Source organism: Faecalibacter rhinopitheci, from assembly GCF_015234135.1.
GTDB lineage: Bacteria > Bacteroidota > Bacteroidia > Flavobacteriales > Weeksellaceae > Empedobacter > Empedobacter rhinopitheci.
Genome location: NZ_JADGIK010000003.1, coordinates 130,374 through 148,978 on the forward strand (window position 1 = coordinate 130,374; position 18,605 = coordinate 148,978).

The 18,605-nt window shown below is 30.8% G+C and carries 16 protein-coding genes and 1 riboswitch; of the genes, 10 read left to right on the forward strand and 6 right to left on the reverse strand.

Annotated features, from left to right (window positions below; all coding sequences use genetic code 11):
• Window positions 1-15 precede the first annotated feature (15 nt).
• The 4 genes from porZ (at window position 16) to IM532_RS05645 (ending at window position 5,105) form a co-directional block, all read left to right on the forward strand.
• Complete coding sequence (gene porZ / locus IM532_RS05630) at window positions 16-2,337, forward strand: type IX secretion system anionic LPS delivery protein PorZ (protein ID WP_194182481.1); 2,322 nt, start codon at window positions 16-18, stop codon at window positions 2,335-2,337.
• Window positions 2,337-3,059, forward strand: a complete 723-nt coding sequence (recO, locus tag IM532_RS05635; RefSeq protein ID WP_194182482.1) for a DNA repair protein RecO — start codon at window positions 2,337-2,339, stop codon at window positions 3,057-3,059. Before porZ ends, recO begins: the two co-directional genes overlap by 1 nt.
• Window positions 3,060-3,137: 78 nt before the next feature.
• Window positions 3,138-4,289 (forward strand): cystathionine gamma-synthase, encoded by a 1,152-nt coding sequence (locus IM532_RS05640; RefSeq protein WP_194182483.1) that lies wholly within the window; start codon window positions 3,138-3,140, stop codon window positions 4,287-4,289.
• A 222-nt stretch (window positions 4,290-4,511) separates the two neighbouring features.
• Window positions 4,512-5,105 carry a hypothetical protein gene (locus IM532_RS05645; RefSeq protein ID WP_194182484.1) on the forward strand — a complete coding sequence of 198 codons (594 nt, stop codon included), beginning with the start codon at window positions 4,512-4,514 and terminating at the stop codon, window positions 5,103-5,105.
• 185 nt (window positions 5,106-5,290) lie between these two features.
• Here IM532_RS05645 and IM532_RS05650 read toward each other — a convergent pair whose 3' ends face one another.
• The 3 genes from IM532_RS05650 to IM532_RS05660 are packed head-to-tail and all read right to left on the reverse strand — an operon-like array spanning window position 5,291 to window position 6,861.
• Entirely contained in the window at window positions 5,291-5,884 is a 594-nt protein-coding gene (locus IM532_RS05650) for a hypothetical protein (protein WP_194182485.1), read from the reverse strand.
• A 26-nt stretch (window positions 5,885-5,910) separates the two neighbouring features.
• Window positions 5,911-6,381: a hypothetical protein gene (locus tag IM532_RS05655; protein ID WP_194182486.1), complete on the reverse strand. Its 471-nt coding sequence runs from the start codon at window positions 6,379-6,381 to the stop codon at window positions 5,911-5,913.
• 39 nt (window positions 6,382-6,420) lie between these two features.
• Window positions 6,421-6,861, reverse strand: a complete 441-nt coding sequence (locus IM532_RS05660; RefSeq protein ID WP_194182487.1) for a nucleoside deaminase — start codon at window positions 6,859-6,861, stop codon at window positions 6,421-6,423.
• Window positions 6,862-6,975: 114 nt separating this feature from the next.
• Between IM532_RS05660 and IM532_RS05665 the strand changes: the two genes are divergently transcribed.
• Window positions 6,976-7,881, forward strand: coding sequence for an EamA family transporter (locus tag IM532_RS05665; RefSeq protein WP_194182488.1), 906 nt, complete (start codon window positions 6,976-6,978; stop codon window positions 7,879-7,881).
• 36 nt (window positions 7,882-7,917) lie between these two features.
• Here the strand turns inward: IM532_RS05665 and IM532_RS05670 are convergent, their stop codons facing one another.
• Together IM532_RS05670 and IM532_RS05675 are read right to left on the reverse strand one after the other, a co-directional pair.
• Window positions 7,918-8,973, reverse strand: coding sequence for a YncE family protein (locus IM532_RS05670; RefSeq protein WP_194182489.1), 1,056 nt, complete (start codon window positions 8,971-8,973; stop codon window positions 7,918-7,920).
• A gap of 4 nt (window positions 8,974-8,977) precedes the next feature.
• Window positions 8,978-10,777, reverse strand: a complete 1,800-nt coding sequence (locus IM532_RS05675) for a TonB-dependent receptor plug domain-containing protein (RefSeq protein ID WP_194182490.1) — start codon at window positions 10,775-10,777, stop codon at window positions 8,978-8,980.
• Between the two features lie 36 nt (window positions 10,778-10,813).
• Window positions 10,814-11,002, reverse strand: a riboswitch (cobalamin riboswitch).
• 104 nt (window positions 11,003-11,106) lie between these two features.
• Between IM532_RS05675 and IM532_RS05680 the strand changes: the two genes are divergently transcribed.
• From IM532_RS05680 to IM532_RS05700, 5 genes are all read left to right on the forward strand, one after another.
• A complete protein-coding gene (locus tag IM532_RS05680; protein ID WP_194182491.1) occupies window positions 11,107-11,358 on the forward strand; it encodes a TM2 domain-containing protein in 252 nt (83 codons plus the stop codon).
• A 143-nt stretch (window positions 11,359-11,501) separates the two neighbouring features.
• Window positions 11,502-12,482 (forward strand): pyruvate dehydrogenase complex E1 component subunit beta, encoded by a 981-nt coding sequence (locus IM532_RS05685; RefSeq protein WP_194182492.1) that lies wholly within the window; start codon window positions 11,502-11,504, stop codon window positions 12,480-12,482.
• Between the two features lie 75 nt (window positions 12,483-12,557).
• Complete coding sequence (locus IM532_RS05690; RefSeq protein WP_194182493.1) at window positions 12,558-15,110, forward strand: DUF5686 family protein; 2,553 nt, start codon at window positions 12,558-12,560, stop codon at window positions 15,108-15,110.
• A 40-nt stretch (window positions 15,111-15,150) separates the two neighbouring features.
• On the forward strand, window positions 15,151-15,639 hold the full coding sequence (locus IM532_RS05695; protein ID WP_194182494.1) for an inorganic diphosphatase: 489 nt from the start codon (window positions 15,151-15,153) through the stop codon (window positions 15,637-15,639).
• Window positions 15,640-15,730: 91 nt separating this feature from the next.
• Window positions 15,731-17,173 (forward strand): T9SS type A sorting domain-containing protein, encoded by a 1,443-nt coding sequence (locus IM532_RS05700; protein WP_194182495.1) that lies wholly within the window; start codon window positions 15,731-15,733, stop codon window positions 17,171-17,173.
• Between the two features lie 49 nt (window positions 17,174-17,222).
• Here the strand turns inward: IM532_RS05700 and IM532_RS05705 are convergent, their stop codons facing one another.
• Window positions 17,223-18,599 (reverse strand): tryptophanase, encoded by a 1,377-nt coding sequence (locus tag IM532_RS05705; protein ID WP_194182496.1) that lies wholly within the window; start codon window positions 18,597-18,599, stop codon window positions 17,223-17,225.
• Between the last annotated feature and the right edge of the window lie 6 nt (window positions 18,600-18,605).

Below are 18,605 nucleotides of genomic sequence, written 5' to 3' on the forward strand. Positions count from 1 at the left end.
GTATTTTTGTTGATTATGAAGCAGTACTTATTACTTATTATTTGTTTCCCATTTTTATCCTTATTTGCTCAGCAAAATAAAGGAAGATGGACGGATATGTTTTCTTATGCCAATGTAAAGTTTATCGAAGAAGTTCAAGATGTACTTTATTGCGCCACAGAAAATGGTATTTTTATTTATGATAATTCATCTACTGATAACGAATGGGTTAAATATAATAAGACAAATATTCTAAGTAATGTTGGAATATCAGCTATGGATTATGAACCTTCTACAAATACACTTGTTGTAGGATATGAAAGTGGCGCAATCGATTTATTAGAAGCAGGTAAATCATCAATAGTGCTAGATATTCCTTGGAATAATTTTTCTGGCTCAAAAAGAGTTAATCATATTTCTATTTCAGGAGATATTGCAATTATTTCTGGCAACTTTGGAATTGCATCATTTAGTATTTCAGAAAAGGAATTTAAGGAGACAACTTTTTTTTATAAAAACTCTAATTATTTATCAGTTAACGAGGCTGCTATTTTTAATGGAAATATTTATGCAGCAACATCCGATGGAGTCTATACGTATCCTTTAGTTAATAATGTAAATTATCCGAATTTCTATGAATGGAAAATTCAACCTTCTACTCAAGGTCAAAATGTATTAAATTTAGAATTATTCAATAACGAGTTATATTATTCAACAAAAAATCAGTTGTATAAAATAAATGCAACAAATCAAACTACTTCAATTTTAAATTTAGAAGAGATAATTGATTTAAAATCGAATAAAGATAAATTAGCTATTACTGATAAATCTGGAATTACTTTTATCGACACGAATCAATCAACTTCAAAAAAAATTATAAAATATCAAGATTCTAATAGTCAGGGTAATATTCAAGAATATATAATGGAAATGAACACAGGTATTTATTTTAATAATAAATATTATGGTGGGTCAATGAAATTTGGGTTAGTAGATTTTGATTTAGTAACTACTTATTATACTGAGCCTAAAGGATATTTACCGGATGGACCTTATAATAATTTATCGTACTCATTGGCTGTTAAAAATAATAAAGTTTGGATTGCGCCAGGAGGAATAGGTGATTTTAATCAACCATTAGAAAATAGTGATGGGTTTTATTATTTTGATAAATATATATGGAAACATTTTAAAAGTAATCAATTTGAAAATGCTAAAGATTTTGTAAAAATCGCGGTTGATCCCAATGATGACAATCATTTTGTAGCTGTACCATATTTTGAAGCTACAAATTGGAATTACACACAAAAAATCGGTGTAATGGAAGTTAATTTGAAAGATAATTCATATAATTATAATCATATTATTTCGCCTCTAAAATGGAGATATAGGATAGCAAGTGCAGCGTTTGATGAATCGGGGAATTTATATTTAGGTAGTTCATTTCCTGAAATAAATGGAACAACAGTTTATAACTCAAATTATTATTATCAGCGAAAAGGGAATACATGGAAAAATATTTTATCTCAGAAAGGAAATCTATCAACGACGCTATCACCAGATTTTAGTAATGATTATATTTGGTTTCCTAATGCGCGTAATGGAGGGGTTACAGTCTTAGATAAAGAAATGAATGAGATTATAACCTTAACACAATCAAATGCAAATCTATACGAAGATAACGTTATCTCATTAGCAGTTGATCAAAATAATTCTGTTTGGATTGGAACATTATTAGGGATTACAGTTTTGAATAATGCAGATGCATCCATAGCTTCTGGAAATTATAAGACAGAACCAATAGTTATTATTCAAGATGGGATTCCAGAAGCTTTGTTAACTTCTATTCGTATTAATGATATAAAAGTAGATAAAGCTAATCGTAAATGGATTGCTACTAATTCATCGGGAGTATATTATGTTTCAGATAATGGCGAGCAAACAATTCATCATTTTACATCTAAAAATTCACCACTTCCATCAGATATTGTATATGATATTGAAATCGATGATAGTAATGGTAAAGTATATTTTGCTACAGATAAAGGAGTAGTTGTATTTAATGGAGACGTACAAGATGTTGGTACTAATTTTAATCAAGCTTTAGCTTATCCAAATCCAGTTCGACCAAGTTTTAAAGGTAATGTAATCATCAAAAACCTTCCCAATCGTGCTTCAGTAAAAATTACAGATGTCGTAGGTAATTTGATTTATGAAACGAAAGCTAATGGAGGTATTGTAGAATGGAATACAAGAAATAGTAAGGGTAAAGAAGTAGCATCAGGTGTATATTTAGTTTTAATGTCTAATGATGATGGAACAGAAACTAAAACCCTAAAAATAGCAGTTGTGAGATAATGAAAATGATAGAAACTAAAGCAATTGTTTTATCAACTTTAAAATATGGAGATACAAGCTTAATTGTTCGTTGTTATACCGAACAATTAGGCTTGAAGTCTTTTATAGCAAAAGGTGTATTCTCTAAAAAGAAAAGAAGTACATCGATTTATTTTCCATTAAACGAAATTGATATTGCGTATACACCTAAAAATAACGATCAACAATTAGTCTTTTTAAAGTCAGCACAAACAGCTTATTATTACGAATCCTTGCATTTTCATCCAGTAAAATCAGCCATTGTTTTCTTTTTGGCGGAATTATTAAACTTAATTCTTAAAGCGGAAGAACATAACTCGGATTTATACCAGTTCATTAAACAAAGTTTGATTTTGTTTGATGATAAGAAAGACGATTTTGCAGATTTTCATTTAGTTTTCTTGATGAATCTAACACACTTCTTAGGATTCTATCCAAATAATGAAAATGAAAAAGCCCTGTTATTTGATTTAGAAAATGGATTCTTTTCTGAAATCAATTCATCGATTAATATGTTAAATCCAATTGAAACACAATTATTCAAAAAATTATTGAATACACATTTCGATTTAACGACGAAAAATCATTTCAATCAACAGCAACGTGGTTTGCTATTGGAAATCTTGGTGAAGTATTATCAAATCCATACCAACAATTTTAAGAAGCCGAATTCATTACAAGTCTTACACGAATTGTTTAGCTAGGAATATATTTCTAACAATACTTTAAAACTTAGAATAAATAAAACTCCATATATTTGCTATAGTTTAAATGCAATCAAAATGAAATTCAATACAAAAGCTATACACGGTGGTCAACATCATGACCCATCAACTGGAGCTGTAATGACTCCAATTTACCAAACATCAACATTTGCACAACGTTCTCCTGGAGATTATAAAGGATATGAATACTCTCGTGGAGCAAACCCTACACGTTCAGCTTTAGAAAATGCTTTAGCGTCTATCGAAGGTGGTGTAGCAGGTTTTGCATTTGGTTCTGGTTTAGCAGCAATTGACGGTGTTTTAAAATTATTTAAACCTGGTGATGAAATCATCGCAATGGATGATTTATACGGAGGTTCTTACCGTTTATTCACACGTGTTTACGAAAAATTCGGATTAAAATTCCATTTCGTAGATATGACAGATGCTGAGGCTACTGTAGCTTTAATCAACGACAACACTAAAATGGTTTGGATTGAAACACCAACTAATCCATTAATGAAAGTAGTTGATATCAAAGCTATCAACGATGCTGCAAAAGCAAAAAAAGCGGATGTTCTAGTTGCTGTTGATAACACATTTGCTTCTCCATATTTACAACGTCCAATCGAGTTAGGTGTAGATATCGTGATGCACTCTGCTACAAAATATTTAGGAGGTCACTCGGATTTAGTTGCTGGAGCAATTATTGTGAATTCAGAGCAATTAGCAACTGATGTTCACTTCAATTTATTTGCTACTGGTGGAATTTTAGGACCACAAGATTCTTACTTAGTTTTACGTGGAATCAAAACATTAGCGGTTCGTATGGATCGTCACTGTTCAAACGGTATGAAAGTGGCTCGTTTTTTAGAGGCTCACCCAAAAGTAGCGCACACGTACTACCCAGGTTTAGAGAATCACCCACAACACGAAATCGCGAAAAAGCAAATGAAAGATTTCGGTGGAATGGTAACTTTCACATTAACTTCTGGTAAAAAAGAAGATGCGTTCAAATTATTAGAAAACTTAAAAGTTTTCACGTTAGCAGAATCTTTAGGAGGAGTAGAATCGTTAGCGAATCACCCAGCTACAATGACTCACGCATCTATTCCTGCTGAAAAACGTGCTGAAATCGGTATTACAGACGATTTAATTCGTTTATCTGTTGGTATCGAAGACATCGACGATTTATTAGCAGATTTAGAACAAGTTTTAGATTTAATCTAATCGATTAATTATAATATTTCTTAAATCCCGAATCATTTGATTCGGGATTTTTTTATTGATTACTCTTCGACAAGTTTAAAAGATAAACTCCTTTATTTTGAGTGGTTTTCGTTTCGAAGAAAAAGAAAATTGTATCGAGAAATAAGACGGTTTTTGTCTAAGTTCTCGCTACAAAAATCAAATATTTTCACTCAAACTGACGAAAAATTATATATTCGTACAATGAAATTCTTATTCCTCTTTTTACTTTCAATTTTCAGCTTTGCTCAAACCAATGACACCATAAATCTGAATGAATTTCAATTAATGGATTATTCCAAATACAAGCAATTTCGTCCAAAATACAAGAAGGTTACGCGCTTAACAGATCATACGACGTATGGCATCAAAGTGTTCTCAACGTTGCAATTACCTCATGAACGAGAAATCGAAATTGTCGCGATTGAAATTCTATTCGAATCTAAGATTAAGAAGAAAAATTATTGCAACGAATACTATCATTTTAAACCAATAATTCTTTCAGATAAAGATTCTATGCAAAGCTTAATTGGTGAAAAATGGTTTCAAGTGGATAAAGATTATGCGGGGAAATACATCTTTCCAGTTCATTTAAAAATAAAATCAAGTGATGCTAAAAATTTCTTGATTGGTTATGAAACGCATTACGAAAATCCATTTTGTCCAGAAGGAAATGGGTATTTCGATTTAATTGAAACTAAATCAGCTTCGAATTTGTTTTATGAAATTAATAATCAGTTATTGGAACAAAATTCATTAAAAAATCACGCCATTAATTATCGATTGTATTACAAGTAGATTTTGACTTATAGGATGAGAAGTCTGAACTAAATTCAGCTTGACGATTGTGGTTCTGAAGTACGATTTGTCCTCCTGAACTCGTTTCAGGATCGCATTAAGATTTAGTTTAATTTTTCACTTCTTAAAATGAATGCTGTGATCAAATTAAATCATCAACAAATTAACCCATTAGCAAATTTACTTTACTTCCAAAGTAATTGTAATTCGACATGATATTCCCCTTGATATGGTTTTTTAACCGTCGGTTTTTCTGAAATTGAAAAATTATAATTTCCTTTAGCAGGTAAATCAAAAATTAAAGTTTTACCAAATGGTCCGCCTTTGATAGAATCTACGGGTCCTTTAATATGATTAATTCGGATATTTGCCAGTGTATCAGCAGCAGAAAGTTTAATCGCTACCTTTTTCGCGGTATCGGAATTGAATACAAATGTATTGGTTTGCCCTGGCTTCTTAGTAACAGTTTGTTTAGCCTTAGCATAAGTTATTTTTAAAGTATCACGCGTATTATCTTTACTAAAAGGAATAATCTTATCTACTGTTGAGATTGGAGCAATAACTTTTTTAGGTTGAGTTTTTACTTTAGCCATTTTTGGGTTGGCTTCCGATTTATCATCTCTTACTTTTTCTTCTACTTTTTTGATTTTTAATAAATCTGCATAAGCAGAATCTACTCCTTTTTTTGAAGGATAAATTGTAGGCGTTGCATTTTGCTCACAACTGTAAAGTGAAAGACTTATTGAAACAACTAAAAAGAAAAACTGAATAACCTTCATTGCATATGATTGATGCGTAAAAGTAATTATTTTAACTCGATTTCAACCTTAAATTTTCCGTGAAATGGATTTCCTTGCATTAAACTTTCTGCAATAACAATTTGGTAAGTTCCACCTTGATAAAGAGGAAATTCAATTTCTTTTCCAAATGGACCATCAGATTGTTGATCTGGAGTTATGACTTGATTGATTCGAATATTAGCCAATTCATCATCAGTTATAATCTTTACAAAAGCTTTGGTTTGTGTCGTAACATCAAAAAATAATGAAAATTTTTCACCATCTTTTTTTTCCGCGAAAGCAGTAATTTTATTGACTTTAGAATCAAAAGGTAAAATATCTTTATTTTTCACAACAAAACTATCGTAATTAACTGTAGGCTTTACAGAGTCCATTAATGACGGTGAAGTTTCATTGATAAAAGCATCATTAGTTTTTGTATTGGGCTTACAATTCCAAAATAGAAAAAGTATACATAAGAAAGATAAAATTTTCATCATTTTAGTTTTTAGTTAAACATACCAAATTCCTGCCAATTATCTTTTTCGCTGAAAAAAAGCTTTCATAATTTCACCACATTCATTTTCCAATACACCAGATATAACTTCAGTTTTGGGATGCAATTCTCCAATTTTTGCCTTAAAACCACGTTTCGGATCAGAAGCTCCGTAAACTACTTTAGAGATTTGGCTCCAGTATAATGCACCTCCACACATCACACATGGCTCTAAAGTCACATAAAGTGTACAATTTTGAAGGTATTTTCCACCTAAATAATTTGCAGCAGAAGTAATGGCCTGCATCTCTGCATGTGCAGTTACGTCAATTAAAGTTTCTGTTAAATTATGCGCTTTTGCAATGATTTTATTATTACATACTATAATTGCACCTACCGGAATTTCGTCTCGTTCATATGCATTTACAGCTTCGTTTAATGCAAGTTGCATATAGTATTCATCTGAAAATAATTCGGCCATTTTTTTATTGTAATTATCAGCAAAGGTAAAGAAATTAGATGCATCCTAAGCTGAGAACCCAGAAACACTTATTTTTGTTTTATAATTCCTACAATACAATATATTAAAATCTAAATGAATCAATCTAAATACATATTTTCTGCAGTTATAGCTTACTTTATATGGGGCTTTTTTAGTTTCGGATTAAAACCTATTGCTCATTATCCATCCTTAGATATTTTATTTTATCGCTTATTCATCAGCGTATTTTTTTTATTAATTATTAATATTGGATTTAGACGAGATAAAATAAAATCGGATTGGAATTTATTTAAATCATTAGAAAAAAAGGAAAGAAATAAATTATCAGTATTAATTAGTGGAGGTTCTATCATTTTGATGGCAAACTGGCTCGTTTTTATCGTGGTTATGAATCACGTCAGTGTACAAGCAGCTTCCTTGTCATATTTGGTTTGTCCCATTATAACGACTGTGTTAGCATTTCTTATATTAAAAGAAAAATTGTCAAAAACTAAATGGTTTGCAGTTGCAATTAGTATTATGGCATGTGGAATATTATCGGTAGGTCATTTTACAGATTTACTTTATAGTTTATTTGTAGCAGTTGCCTTTGCCTTATATATTTTAATTCAAAGAAGTTTAAATCGTTTTGATAGTTTCAATTTATTGATGACTCAGCTTCTTATTGTGGCTATATTAATGACACCTTTAGTCGTAATGTACGCAGGACCATTACCAACAGAAACATTATTTTATCAATGTATTATGGCAATTGTAGTACTCTTTACAATTATACCAATGTTCTTAAATAATTTTGCTCTAAAAGGAATAAATTCATCCACAGTAGGAATTTTGATTTATCTAAATCCAATGATGAATTTTTTCTTAGCTATTACTTATTATAAAGAGCCTATCACTACGATACAAATTATTGGTTACGGATTAGTCTTAATAGCAATATTGGTTTTTAATTCTCAAATTATTCTTAAAAATAAATACTTAAAAAAATCCGAAGTTTAAAGCTTCGGATTTTTTATAAATAGTAAATTTTATATATTAATTTTTTGTAATAAAATTAGGTCCAATTCCGGTTCCGAATTTTCCTAAAATATTACCTGATAAGCTATAATATTGAACTTCTCCATAAGATGAAAAGTCTTTCGCATCTCCGATATAAATTGTATTATTAATAATATCAAATGAATAAATGTAAGTTGCATTCGATGTAAATAGAGCAGACGTAGGTAGATTTGTAGCTTGTGTACTTAGACTATAAATACTGTTGTTTAAGGTGTAATACAATTGATTATTTTCTTCAACTAAAAATTGCGGATTTTGTCCATCGGGAAAGTCGATTGTTTGTGTAATAGAGTTTGTGGCTAAATTTAATTTAACTAATTTACCAGAAGAAGGTGTCCCTCCCCATGTTACACCAGAACATAATATATATACAAACCCATCTTCTTCAACCATACCATTAGGTACATCGCCAACTTCAATATTTTCCAAAACATTAGAAGTTAGATTATAGATTGATACTGAATTACCATTGCTCCAGCCACCCGAATGGGCAATTACTAATTTACTATTTTCTACCAATATTTTATCAGGTCCTTCTACGACGTTAATTTTCTTTACAAAACTTAAATCAGCTTTTCTGAATACAGCAACAAAGTCATCATTAGGATTAGAAGCATCTCCCCAATTTGTAATATAAATGTTTTGATTATCAGATGTAATATATCTTGGATTATTTAAATTTGAAGAAATCGTTCCTATAGAACGAAATGTATTTTCTTCTACAACTTCAATTTTATTTGAAAGATTTACAACTATAAAACCTTTTTTATCATCAAAATGCATACTCGTAGCTACATTTCCTAAGGTTAGTTTTGGATTAACAGTTTTAAATATATTTTGAGAAGCTGTTCCATTTTTATAAAATGTTACCTCAGCATTACTACTTCCCATACTACCCTCATTTAATACAAAAATTCCTTCTTTATACTCGGTGTTTTGTTCAGTTGTAGGTGTATCATCATCTGATGAACAAGCTTGTAGCGTAACGATAGATACAGATAAGGCGTAAAATAAAGTCTTAAAATTTCTCATTTAATTATAGTTTGATATTTATTGATAGTTGATAGTTTATTCCAGGCATATATCGATTTTCAACGCTTTGATAGGCATGATTGAAAATGTTATTTACAGTAAGTTGAGTGCGTAATATTGAATTAAATTTATATCCTAAGCCTATATTCGATGTCCAATAACTTGGGATAGATTTATTGTTATCTGTTTGTGTATAGACCTTATCTACCCAACGATTTTGTGAATAAATATTCCATTTTTTCAAATTGTAATTAGCGTTTATATGAAATTGATGTCTAGGTATATATATCAAAGTGTTTTTAGTGATCTGATTAATTGATTCTGTATAAGAATATACTCCTCTAAAATTTAATTGATTCCATGTGTATTTACCAATAACTTCAGCGCCATACGTTTTGACATGATTTTGATTAATTGGTTTCCAAAATGAACTCTCTGATGAAGGAATCCACTGTATCATATCTTTTATATCGTTATAGAATACATTTGTTTGTAGATGAAATTCACCAAATTTAAAATCATTTCCAAGTTCAAATTGTAACGCATTTTCTGCTTTTAAATCTGGATTTCCACCAGTTTCCCAAAACAGATCATTGAAAGTTGGGACACGATAATTCTTAGAAAAATTGAAACGGATTGTATAAAAATCAAGTGGTAGATAAGTAGCACCAACAGCATATATTAAAGGAACATTATAAACAGATGATAAATCTTGGCGTAAGCTAGCTTCGTATCTTAACTGATTTGAAATTTTATGATTATAAATTACACCAAATCCAAATGTATTTCGATCCGAAGTAGATATATTCGTCCCGTTTCCTTTACTATAAATGTTTTCTGAAAATCCACTAATTGATTGATTATCTGAAATCTTATATTTTAAATAATACTTTGCAATCCAATTATTTACTTCTAAATCTTGTGTGTTATTTACGTATCGATTAGGAAAATATAAATTTGATTCATGTAAGTAAGCTAACTTAAAGTCAGAATTCCATCGAGATTTATTATATATCCATTGTCCCATTATACGATAATCCTTGTTTTCATACATCGTAGGTGACTCGTAAATATCAGTTAAACTGAATTCTCTTTTTCCAAAATTAAATTGTGATAAAAATCTTAATTCGTGTGCTTTTATCTTGAATCCAACATTAGCATCAATTGTATTAAAATAATACTTTCCATTACGATTTTTATGGAGATAATTATCAATTTTATAATCATTATCAGATTGGAATCTCGCGTAGCCAATATTAGTAACTAAGTTATCTTTTGCATAATGAAAGCGATAATTTGTTTGGTAGGAAGAGAAACTACCGTACCCAATATCAATGTTATGTTGGGAGATATTATCATAGTTTAATTGGTCTAGTAGATGAATAGATCCTCCAATTGCTCCCGTTCCGTAAGCAATACTTCCCCCTCCAGGCTTTATCAAAATCCCATCATAAGATTTAGCATTAATGGTGCTAAAGTCCGTTTGGCCATTAATGGATGAATTGATATTTAATCCATTCCACATCACTGCGGTTTGAGAAGCAGTTGTGCCACGAAAAGAAGGTGAAGAAACCATTCCTAGTCCATTTTCTTTAAAATATACGGGAGTTTCAAATTGTAACAAATTACTTAGAGTAGCATTATTTTTTGCTATAATACTGTCTGTTAGCTGAATTTGAGATTGACTATTATAATGATTTTTTAAGAATGGATCATTTACGACAACTTCTTGTAATAAGATAGAATCTTGTTGGCCAAATGTGTAGCTTGAAATAAAAGCTAAAAAAATGATTTTATTTTTCATACTTAATATTCACTCTTCGCCCCGAAAGTGATCTTATTTTTAGATTATACTATGGCAGGTTTCCTGACTTGTTTTATCCTTTTAAAGCCTTCCCATCTTCGTTTTGAAAACAGTGGCAGAAGTTGTAAAAGAATTTTACTAAAACATACAGTTGCGGGGACAGTTCTGGATTTTAACCAGATTCCCTTTTAACTCTTTTTGAGCACCATAGATCACAAATATATAAATATTTAAAGCTTAAACAACTTCAATCCTTACAATATCCATATTTTCAGGGATGTTATACGTCAATTCATCTAAGTAGGTTTGTATTCATAATATTTAAAAACATGGAAAATAATCAATCTTACAAATCAGAAAAAAAATTAGCAGCAGGAATCTTAGGGATTTTAGTGGGCTATTTAGGGATTCATAAATTTTATTTAGGATATAAAAAAGAAGGTATTATACAAATTGTTTTAACATTCGTAACATTTGGTTTTGCTGGTATTATTCCATTTGTAGAAGGAATTATGTATTTAATGAAATCGGATGAAGAATTTGATAAAACCTATATACAAGGAAAGAAAGGTTGGTTTTAAGAATAGGAAAATAACCTCTAAGAAAGTTCGTCTCAGCTTTATACTTTTATTATTTATTGAGGATTGAATGTGATAGGGATTAATTTCTAACTTTTTTATTACATTTGCTTTAGGAAAAAATAAAGTAACGAAATCAAATCACAATGGCTATAAAAACTTTTAGAGAAGTAATTGCAGAAGCAATGAGCGAAGAAATGCGTCGCGATGAATCTGTATACTTAATGGGGGAAGAGGTTGCCGAATATAATGGTGCTTACAAAGCTTCTAAAGGAATGTTAGAAGAATTCGGACCAAAACGTGTTATTGATACGCCTATCGCAGAGTCTGGTTTTACAGGTATTGCAGTAGGGTCAACATTAACAGGATGTCGTCCAATCGTAGAATATATGACGTTCAATTTCTCATTAGTTGCAATTGACCAAATTGTTAATAATGCAGCTAAAATATTACAAATGTCAGGAGGACAATGGAATTGTCCAATTGTGTTTCGTGGACCTACTGCGTCAGCAGGACAATTAGGGGCAACACACTCACAAGCTTTCGAAAACTGGTTTGCAAATGTACCAGGTTTAAAAGTTGTAATTCCATCTAATCCTTATGATGCAAAAGGATTATTAAAATCTGCAATTCGCGATAATGATCCTGTAATCTTTATGGAGTCTGAACAGATGTATGGAGATAAAATGGAGATACCTGAAGAAGAATATTTAATTCCGATCGGAAAAGCTGAAATCAAACGTGAAGGTACTGATGTAACAATCGTTTCTTTTGGTAAAATTATTAAACAAGCATACATTGCTGCGGAAGAATTAGCAAAAGATGGTATTGAAGCAGAAATCATTGACTTACGTACAGTTCGTCCTTTAGATTATGATACAATTATTACTTCTGTTAAGAAAACAAATCGTTTAGTAATCTTAGAAGAAGCATGGCCATTAGCATCAATTTCTACTGAAATTGCTTATATGGTTCAACAAAAAGCATTCGACTATTTAGATGCTCCAGTAAAACGTATTACTACAAAAGACACTTCAGCTCCATATGCACCAAACTTATTTAAAGAATGGTTTCCACAAGCTAAAGAAGTAGTTGCAGCTGTTAAAGCGGTGATGTACAAGTCTTAAAATAATAAAAAAATAAACCTTATATTTAAGTCTAGCATATATTTTGCTAGGCTTTCTTTTTTTAACTAAATCTAAATGTCATTTAAAAGGAATTTATCATTACTCTTTGTATTTTTTTCAGTCATTATTTATGCACAAGTAAAAATTCAGGGAAAAGTATTGGATGCAGAAACCGGAAAACCGATTTCTTATGCTGATGTGCGTCTACCTGAATTAAAAATTGTAGCTACTACAAATTCCGATGGTAGTTTTTATATAGAATCATCCAATAATACCAATAAACTTTCTATTTCTAAGTCGGGATATCAAGTATATGATTATGAAATTATTGAAAGAATTGATTTTAATTTTTTAGCTGAATTAGAAGTTAAGAAAGAAGATGATTCCGATATTTTAGACGATTCTGGCGAAGGTATTGCTTTACAAGTTGCCACAATTAGTGGGAAGAAAAAGCCACGGCTTAAAAAGAAAGAAAATCCTGCTTATGCTATCTTAAGAGAAGTATGGGCGCGTAAGAAATCAAATGGTTTAAAAATGGTACCTCAATATTCTTATAATGAATACGAGAAACTACAATTTGATTTGAGCAATATTGATTCGGCATTCATGAAGAAAAAAATCTTCCGTGGATTTGAATTTGTTTTTGATAAAGTAGATACTTCATCTATTAATGGAAAAACATATTTACCCGCTTTTCTTAATGAATCAATATATAAGGTAGAAGGGATCAATACTCCTCAAACACAAGAAAGAAAGGTTTTAGAAGCCAACAAAACTTCTGGATTCGAGAATAATGAAGTAGTGGCATCTACTGTAAAAAATCTTTTTAAGGATATTAATATTTATGATAATAGACTAAATTTTCTAGATATAAAATTTGTCTCTCCTATTGCAACCGATGGCTTTTCAGTCTATGATTATGAGTTAAAAGATACTGTTGATATTGATGGGATTGAAACATACCGAATCAAATATTTTCCACGTAGAGAAGGAGAATTAACCTTTAAAGGTGATATGTATATCTCTAAAAACTCCTATGCAGTAAAATCTATAGATTTAGAGACGACAAAAGCGATGAACGTTAATTTTATCCGTAATATTTATATGGCTTTAGATTTTGACGTGGCAAACGATTCAGTGTTTTATCCAAAGAAGGAATATGCAATGTTGGATATGTCCATCTTATCTAAAAAAGAAGGTTCTAAAGGTTTATTTGCGCATAAAACGGTTAATTATTACAATTATGATTTTGAAACTCGCCAACCAGATACTTATTATTCCAGAAGAATAGATCCTGCTAAAACTGCTTTGAATGAGAAGACAAGTGAATATTGGGCAGAAAATCGTCCGGAGGTTTTAACCAAAGATCAAGAAGGAATTTATGAAACATTGGATCAATTAAACCAAGTTCCAAAATTTAATAGAATAGTAAAGGGAATTGAAGTTTTAGGTTCAGGATATTGGAATGTGGGAGTTATAGATATTGGTAACTTATATTCGTCATTTGGTTTTAATAATATCGAAGGATTACGTCTAAGAGCTGGTGCAAGAACATATTTTTCTCAGAATGATATGTGGAGAGCACAAGGGTTTATGGCATATGGTTTTAGAGACGATAAATTTAAATATGGAGCTGACTTCCGTTATATGTTTAGTAAATATAATCGATTCCAAGTGGGGATAGGAACTAAACGAGATGTAGAGCAATTAGCAGCACAGTTAACAGCATCAGATGGGATTATGACGCGTAGTTTTGCATCTTCATCGATAATTAACCAAGGAGATAACTATTTTTTAAGTTCTAATAATTTAACGAATATTTACACTTCAGTTGAACCTTGGAAAAATGTAACATTTCGCTTAGATGGAAATTACCAACGTGTAAAACCTGCATCAAGCGAATATTTTTCAATAGCTTATGAAAAAGATGGTGTAATTCAACAAAATTTAACCAATTCATCATTAAGTGTTTCTGTGATAGCTAGACCAGGAGCTAAATACTCTCAATATGGAATTGATCGTATCGAAATGTCTTCCTTAGCTCCAACATTAATGTTGCGTTATACAAAAGGATTAAAAGGTGTAATTGATTCTGATTTTGAATATGATAAAATCCAATTTTTATATACACAACCCATTTTAGTGGGATCATTTGGTAAATCATTGGTTACAGTAGAAGCTGGTAAAACTTTCCAGGGTGTGCCATTATCTTTATTAAGTGCTATTCCAGGAAACGAAAGTTATGGTCAGGTTTATGGTACATTTTCACAATTAGATTACTACGAATTTGTAACAGATGAATATGTAACATTAAATTACGAACATCATTTTAATGGATGGATTTTAAATAAAATACCGTTAATTAAAAAATTAAAACTAAGAGAAGTAGGATTCTTAAGAGCAGCTTACGGTGATATTTCTGAGAAGACTAAAAATATAAATAGATCCTCAATAGAATATTTTGCACCTAACCAGCAAATCTATTACGAATATGGTTTTGGTATAGAAAATATTGGTTGGGGAAACATTCGTCCAATCCGAATTGATTTTAATTGGAGAGGAAATTATAATAATTTGCCAGATGTTCGTAAATTTGGGGTCACTTTAGGATTACAGTGGGACTTCTAAAGTATTGAATTGATTAATAATAATTTTAAAATAGTTAAAAATGACTTTTGACGCAATTATAGAAATCCCAAGAGGATCTCGTAACAAATACGAAATGGATCATGAAACAGGAAGAATCCGTTTCGACCGTGTATTATATTCTCCAATGCAATATCCTGCAGATTACGGATTTGTAGAAAATACATTAGCGTTAGATGGTGATCCAATTGATGTTTTAGTTTTCTTAACTGAACCAACTGTACCTGGATGTGTTATCGAAGTTAAAACTATTGGAGTTTTAAATATGTCTGATGATAAAGGTCGTGATGAAAAATTAATTTGTGTACCAGTTGCAGATCCAACATGGAATAAATTAAATGACTTAAAAGATATGAACGAGCATACATTAAAAGCTGTTGAGCATTTCTTTAAAGTGTATAAAGATTTAGAAAACAAAACATGTATCGTTGAAGGTTACGGTGATAAAGCACAAGCTGAACAATTATTACAAGAATCTATCGAGCGTTTTGCTGCAGAAGGTTCTCACTAATAAGTAGATTCTAAAAATATATTAAAGCCATCCTATTAGGATGGCTTTTTTACGTAAAAAACTTATCTTTAGATAATTAATTAATATTATTATGAAGAAACTTTTTACACTTTCTCTCTCTTTTGTAGGCGTATTATTGTTTGGACAATTTTCTACATCGGGTACAGGGCAAACCTATACAATTGCTCAATTAGATGATTTAACCGATGCTATTTCATTTGATGCTTCGTCAAATCAATATCTACTTTCTCAGGATTTAAAAATTAGTGCTACAGACACATTTATATCTTCAACGGGATATACTTTAGCAATTGCAGATAATGTGTTAATTACTATTGAAGGTAATATACGTATTGATTCTCCAGAAACGGTACACTTTACTTCAGTAAATCCCGGGAATGTATATTTTCAAGGATTAAGATTAAACGATGGTTCATCAGCTTATTTTAATAATTTTAAAATGACATATGGCGGTGGAATTCGTGCTTTATCAGGAGATTTTTTTATGAATGATTCTGAAGTATCCTATCAAAATTCAGGAACATCTACAGGTGGAGCAATCAATTTTTCTGAAGGAAATCCAACAATACAAAATTCAGTTTTTAGATTTAATGCTACTCCAGCGGTGGCATCTGGAGCCAATCAATCAGTTGCGCTAAATTATTTAAATAATTATTTAGAAGCCAACAATCAAGATGATTCTAATCGCCCACAAATTAATATGGGACCGAGTGGGTCAGCTAATCCTACCGTAATAAAGAATAATCTGATTAAGGGAGATCGTACCAAGACTAGGGTTGGAGGAATTTCTGTTTCAAGTTTATTAGGCGTATCCAATCACGTATTAATAGAGAATAATACAATTATAGATAATCGATATGGAATAACAATTTCCGGAGGAAATTCTTATGGAAATATAATAGGTAATACAATTAGAAATAATAATACGGAAACTATACCAGATAATGGGGGAAGTGGAATAAATATTTACCTTGCGTCTAATCCAGCAGATTATGTAATTAATATTTTCGACAATATTATTGATGGAAATTTATGGGGAATTACAAATATCGGGAATGGAGCTTTTATAAATCTTGGGACAGCTGATCGCTTAGGAAATAATGTATTTGAAAATAATATAAACGGCGGAATAAACTATGCATTTTATAATAATTCTGCGATTAACATATCTGCACAAGGAAATTGTTGGGATCCGATTTTATCCCCAGAAAATGTGATTGTCCATCAAATTGATAATCCAAATCTAGGTTTAGTGGATTACTCAAATGCACAATGTAATTTGGGTGTAAATGATGTAGAAAATAAAAAAATAACATTATATCCCAATCCCAATAAAGGAGAATTTTTTATTGATACAGAAACAAAAGATCAATACCAAATTTATGATTTAACAGGTAAATTATTGATGTCTGGAGAATTAAATAAAGGAAAAAATACGCTTAAAACTTATTTACGAAATGGAGTATATGTTTTGAAAACACTAACTTCAACGGTTAAAGTTGTAATTTATTAAAATAATAAACCTCAACTATTTCTAGTTGAGGTTTATTTGATACGAATATTTATTTCTTTTTTAGTTCTACTGTAAAATGTCTTAAAATATCGGCTTCCCATGTAATTTCGTAACCTGTTTTGATTTCTTCTCGGCGATCAAAAATATTCTTCAGTGCGACAGCAATATAATCCATATGACTTTGCATATAAGTTCGTCTAGGAATCGCTAAGCGCAAAAGTTCTAATTTTGGATACCTATTTTCACGTGTTTCAGGATCACGATCGGCTAAAATTGTTCCGATTTCTACACCACGAACTCCAGCTTCTTTATACAGCTCAATTCCTAAAGTTTGAGCAGGAAATTCTTCTCGTTTTACATGAGGCAAAAACTTAGTCGCATCGATAAAAATAGCATGACCTCCGATTGGTTTCTGAATTGGAATTCCATACTCAATTAGTTTATTTCCAAGGTATTCAATTTGCGAAATTCGGGATTTTAGATAATCATATTCCGTAGCTTCATGTAGTCCTTGTGACAAAGCTGCTAAGTCGCGTCCTGCTAATCCTCCATAACTTAAATACCCTTCATATATGATTCCAAAATTACCGCATATTTTATATAGCTCTTCATTATTAAGTGCTATAAATCCTCCAATATTTACTAATCCATCTTTTTTAGATGACATTGTCATTCCATCACCTAAATCAAATACAATTTTTGCAATTTCTTTGATCGAATGATTTTTAAATTCTTCTTCTCGTTCCTTAATAAAATAGGCGTTCTCTGCAAATCGTGCTGAATCAAAAAAGATAGGAATGCCATATTGATCAGACAAAGCCTTTACTTTTCTAATATTATCTACGGAAACAGGTTGTCCTCCAGAAGAATTACATGTTATAGTGATTAATGTGAATGGAATATTTTCTTTTCCATGTTTTTTATACTGTTCTTCTAATTTTTGTAAATCTATATTTCCTTTAAAAGGATGAATTAGTTCACTATCAAAAGCTTCATCAATTGTACAATCTATAGCATGCGCTTTTCTCATTTCTATATGACCTTTTGTCGTATCAAAATGTGAATTTCCGGGAATTACATTTCCTTCTTTAACTAATGCAGAAAATAATACGTTTTCGGCCGCACGTCCTTGGTGGGTAGGCAAAACATATTCGTAACCTGTTATTTTATTAATTGTAGCTTTTAGTTTTTGAAAAGATTGAGAGCCTGCATAACTTTCATCTCCGGTCATTATTTCAGCCCATTGCTTATCTGACATTGCTCCGGTTCCTGAATCAGTTAGTAAGTCTATAAAAACTTTTTGACTTTCAAGATTGAATAAATTGTAGTTTTTTTCTTCAATCCATTTTTCACGTTCTTCACGTGTTGAGCGATAAATCTCTTCGACCATTTTTATGCGAAAAGATTCAGCGAAAGGTAATTCCATTTTTTT

Bases quoted from the DNA above. Each gene is read 5' to 3' on its own strand.
- porZ (WP_194182481.1), top strand. From the start codon at position 16: ATGAAGCAGTACTTATTACTTATTATTTGTTTCCCATTTTTATCCTTA.
- recO (WP_194182482.1), top strand. From the start codon at position 2,337: ATGAAAATGATAGAAACTAAAGCAATTGTTTTATCAACTTTAAAATAT.
- IM532_RS05640 (WP_194182483.1), top strand. From the start codon at position 3,138: ATGAAATTCAATACAAAAGCTATACACGGTGGTCAACATCATGACCCA.
- IM532_RS05645 (WP_194182484.1), top strand. From the start codon at position 4,512: ATGAAATTCTTATTCCTCTTTTTACTTTCAATTTTCAGCTTTGCTCAA.
- IM532_RS05650 (WP_194182485.1), bottom strand. From the start codon at position 5,884: ATGAAGGTTATTCAGTTTTTCTTTTTAGTTGTTTCAATAAGTCTTTCA.
- IM532_RS05655 (WP_194182486.1), bottom strand. From the start codon at position 6,381: ATGAAAATTTTATCTTTCTTATGTATACTTTTTCTATTTTGGAATTGT.
- IM532_RS05660 (WP_194182487.1), bottom strand. From the start codon at position 6,861: ATGGCCGAATTATTTTCAGATGAATACTATATGCAACTTGCATTAAAC.
- IM532_RS05665 (WP_194182488.1), top strand. From the start codon at position 6,976: ATGAATCAATCTAAATACATATTTTCTGCAGTTATAGCTTACTTTATA.
- IM532_RS05670 (WP_194182489.1), bottom strand. From the start codon at position 8,973: ATGAGAAATTTTAAGACTTTATTTTACGCCTTATCTGTATCTATCGTT.
- IM532_RS05675 (WP_194182490.1), bottom strand. From the start codon at position 10,777: ATGAAAAATAAAATCATTTTTTTAGCTTTTATTTCAAGCTACACATTT.
- IM532_RS05680 (WP_194182491.1), top strand. From the start codon at position 11,107: ATGGAAAATAATCAATCTTACAAATCAGAAAAAAAATTAGCAGCAGGA.
- IM532_RS05685 (WP_194182492.1), top strand. From the start codon at position 11,502: ATGGCTATAAAAACTTTTAGAGAAGTAATTGCAGAAGCAATGAGCGAA.
- IM532_RS05690 (WP_194182493.1), top strand. From the start codon at position 12,558: ATGTCATTTAAAAGGAATTTATCATTACTCTTTGTATTTTTTTCAGTC.
- IM532_RS05695 (WP_194182494.1), top strand. From the start codon at position 15,151: ATGACTTTTGACGCAATTATAGAAATCCCAAGAGGATCTCGTAACAAA.
- IM532_RS05700 (WP_194182495.1), top strand. From the start codon at position 15,731: ATGAAGAAACTTTTTACACTTTCTCTCTCTTTTGTAGGCGTATTATTG.
- IM532_RS05705 (WP_194182496.1), bottom strand. From the start codon at position 18,599: ATGGAATTACCTTTCGCTGAATCTTTTCGCATAAAAATGGTCGAAGAG.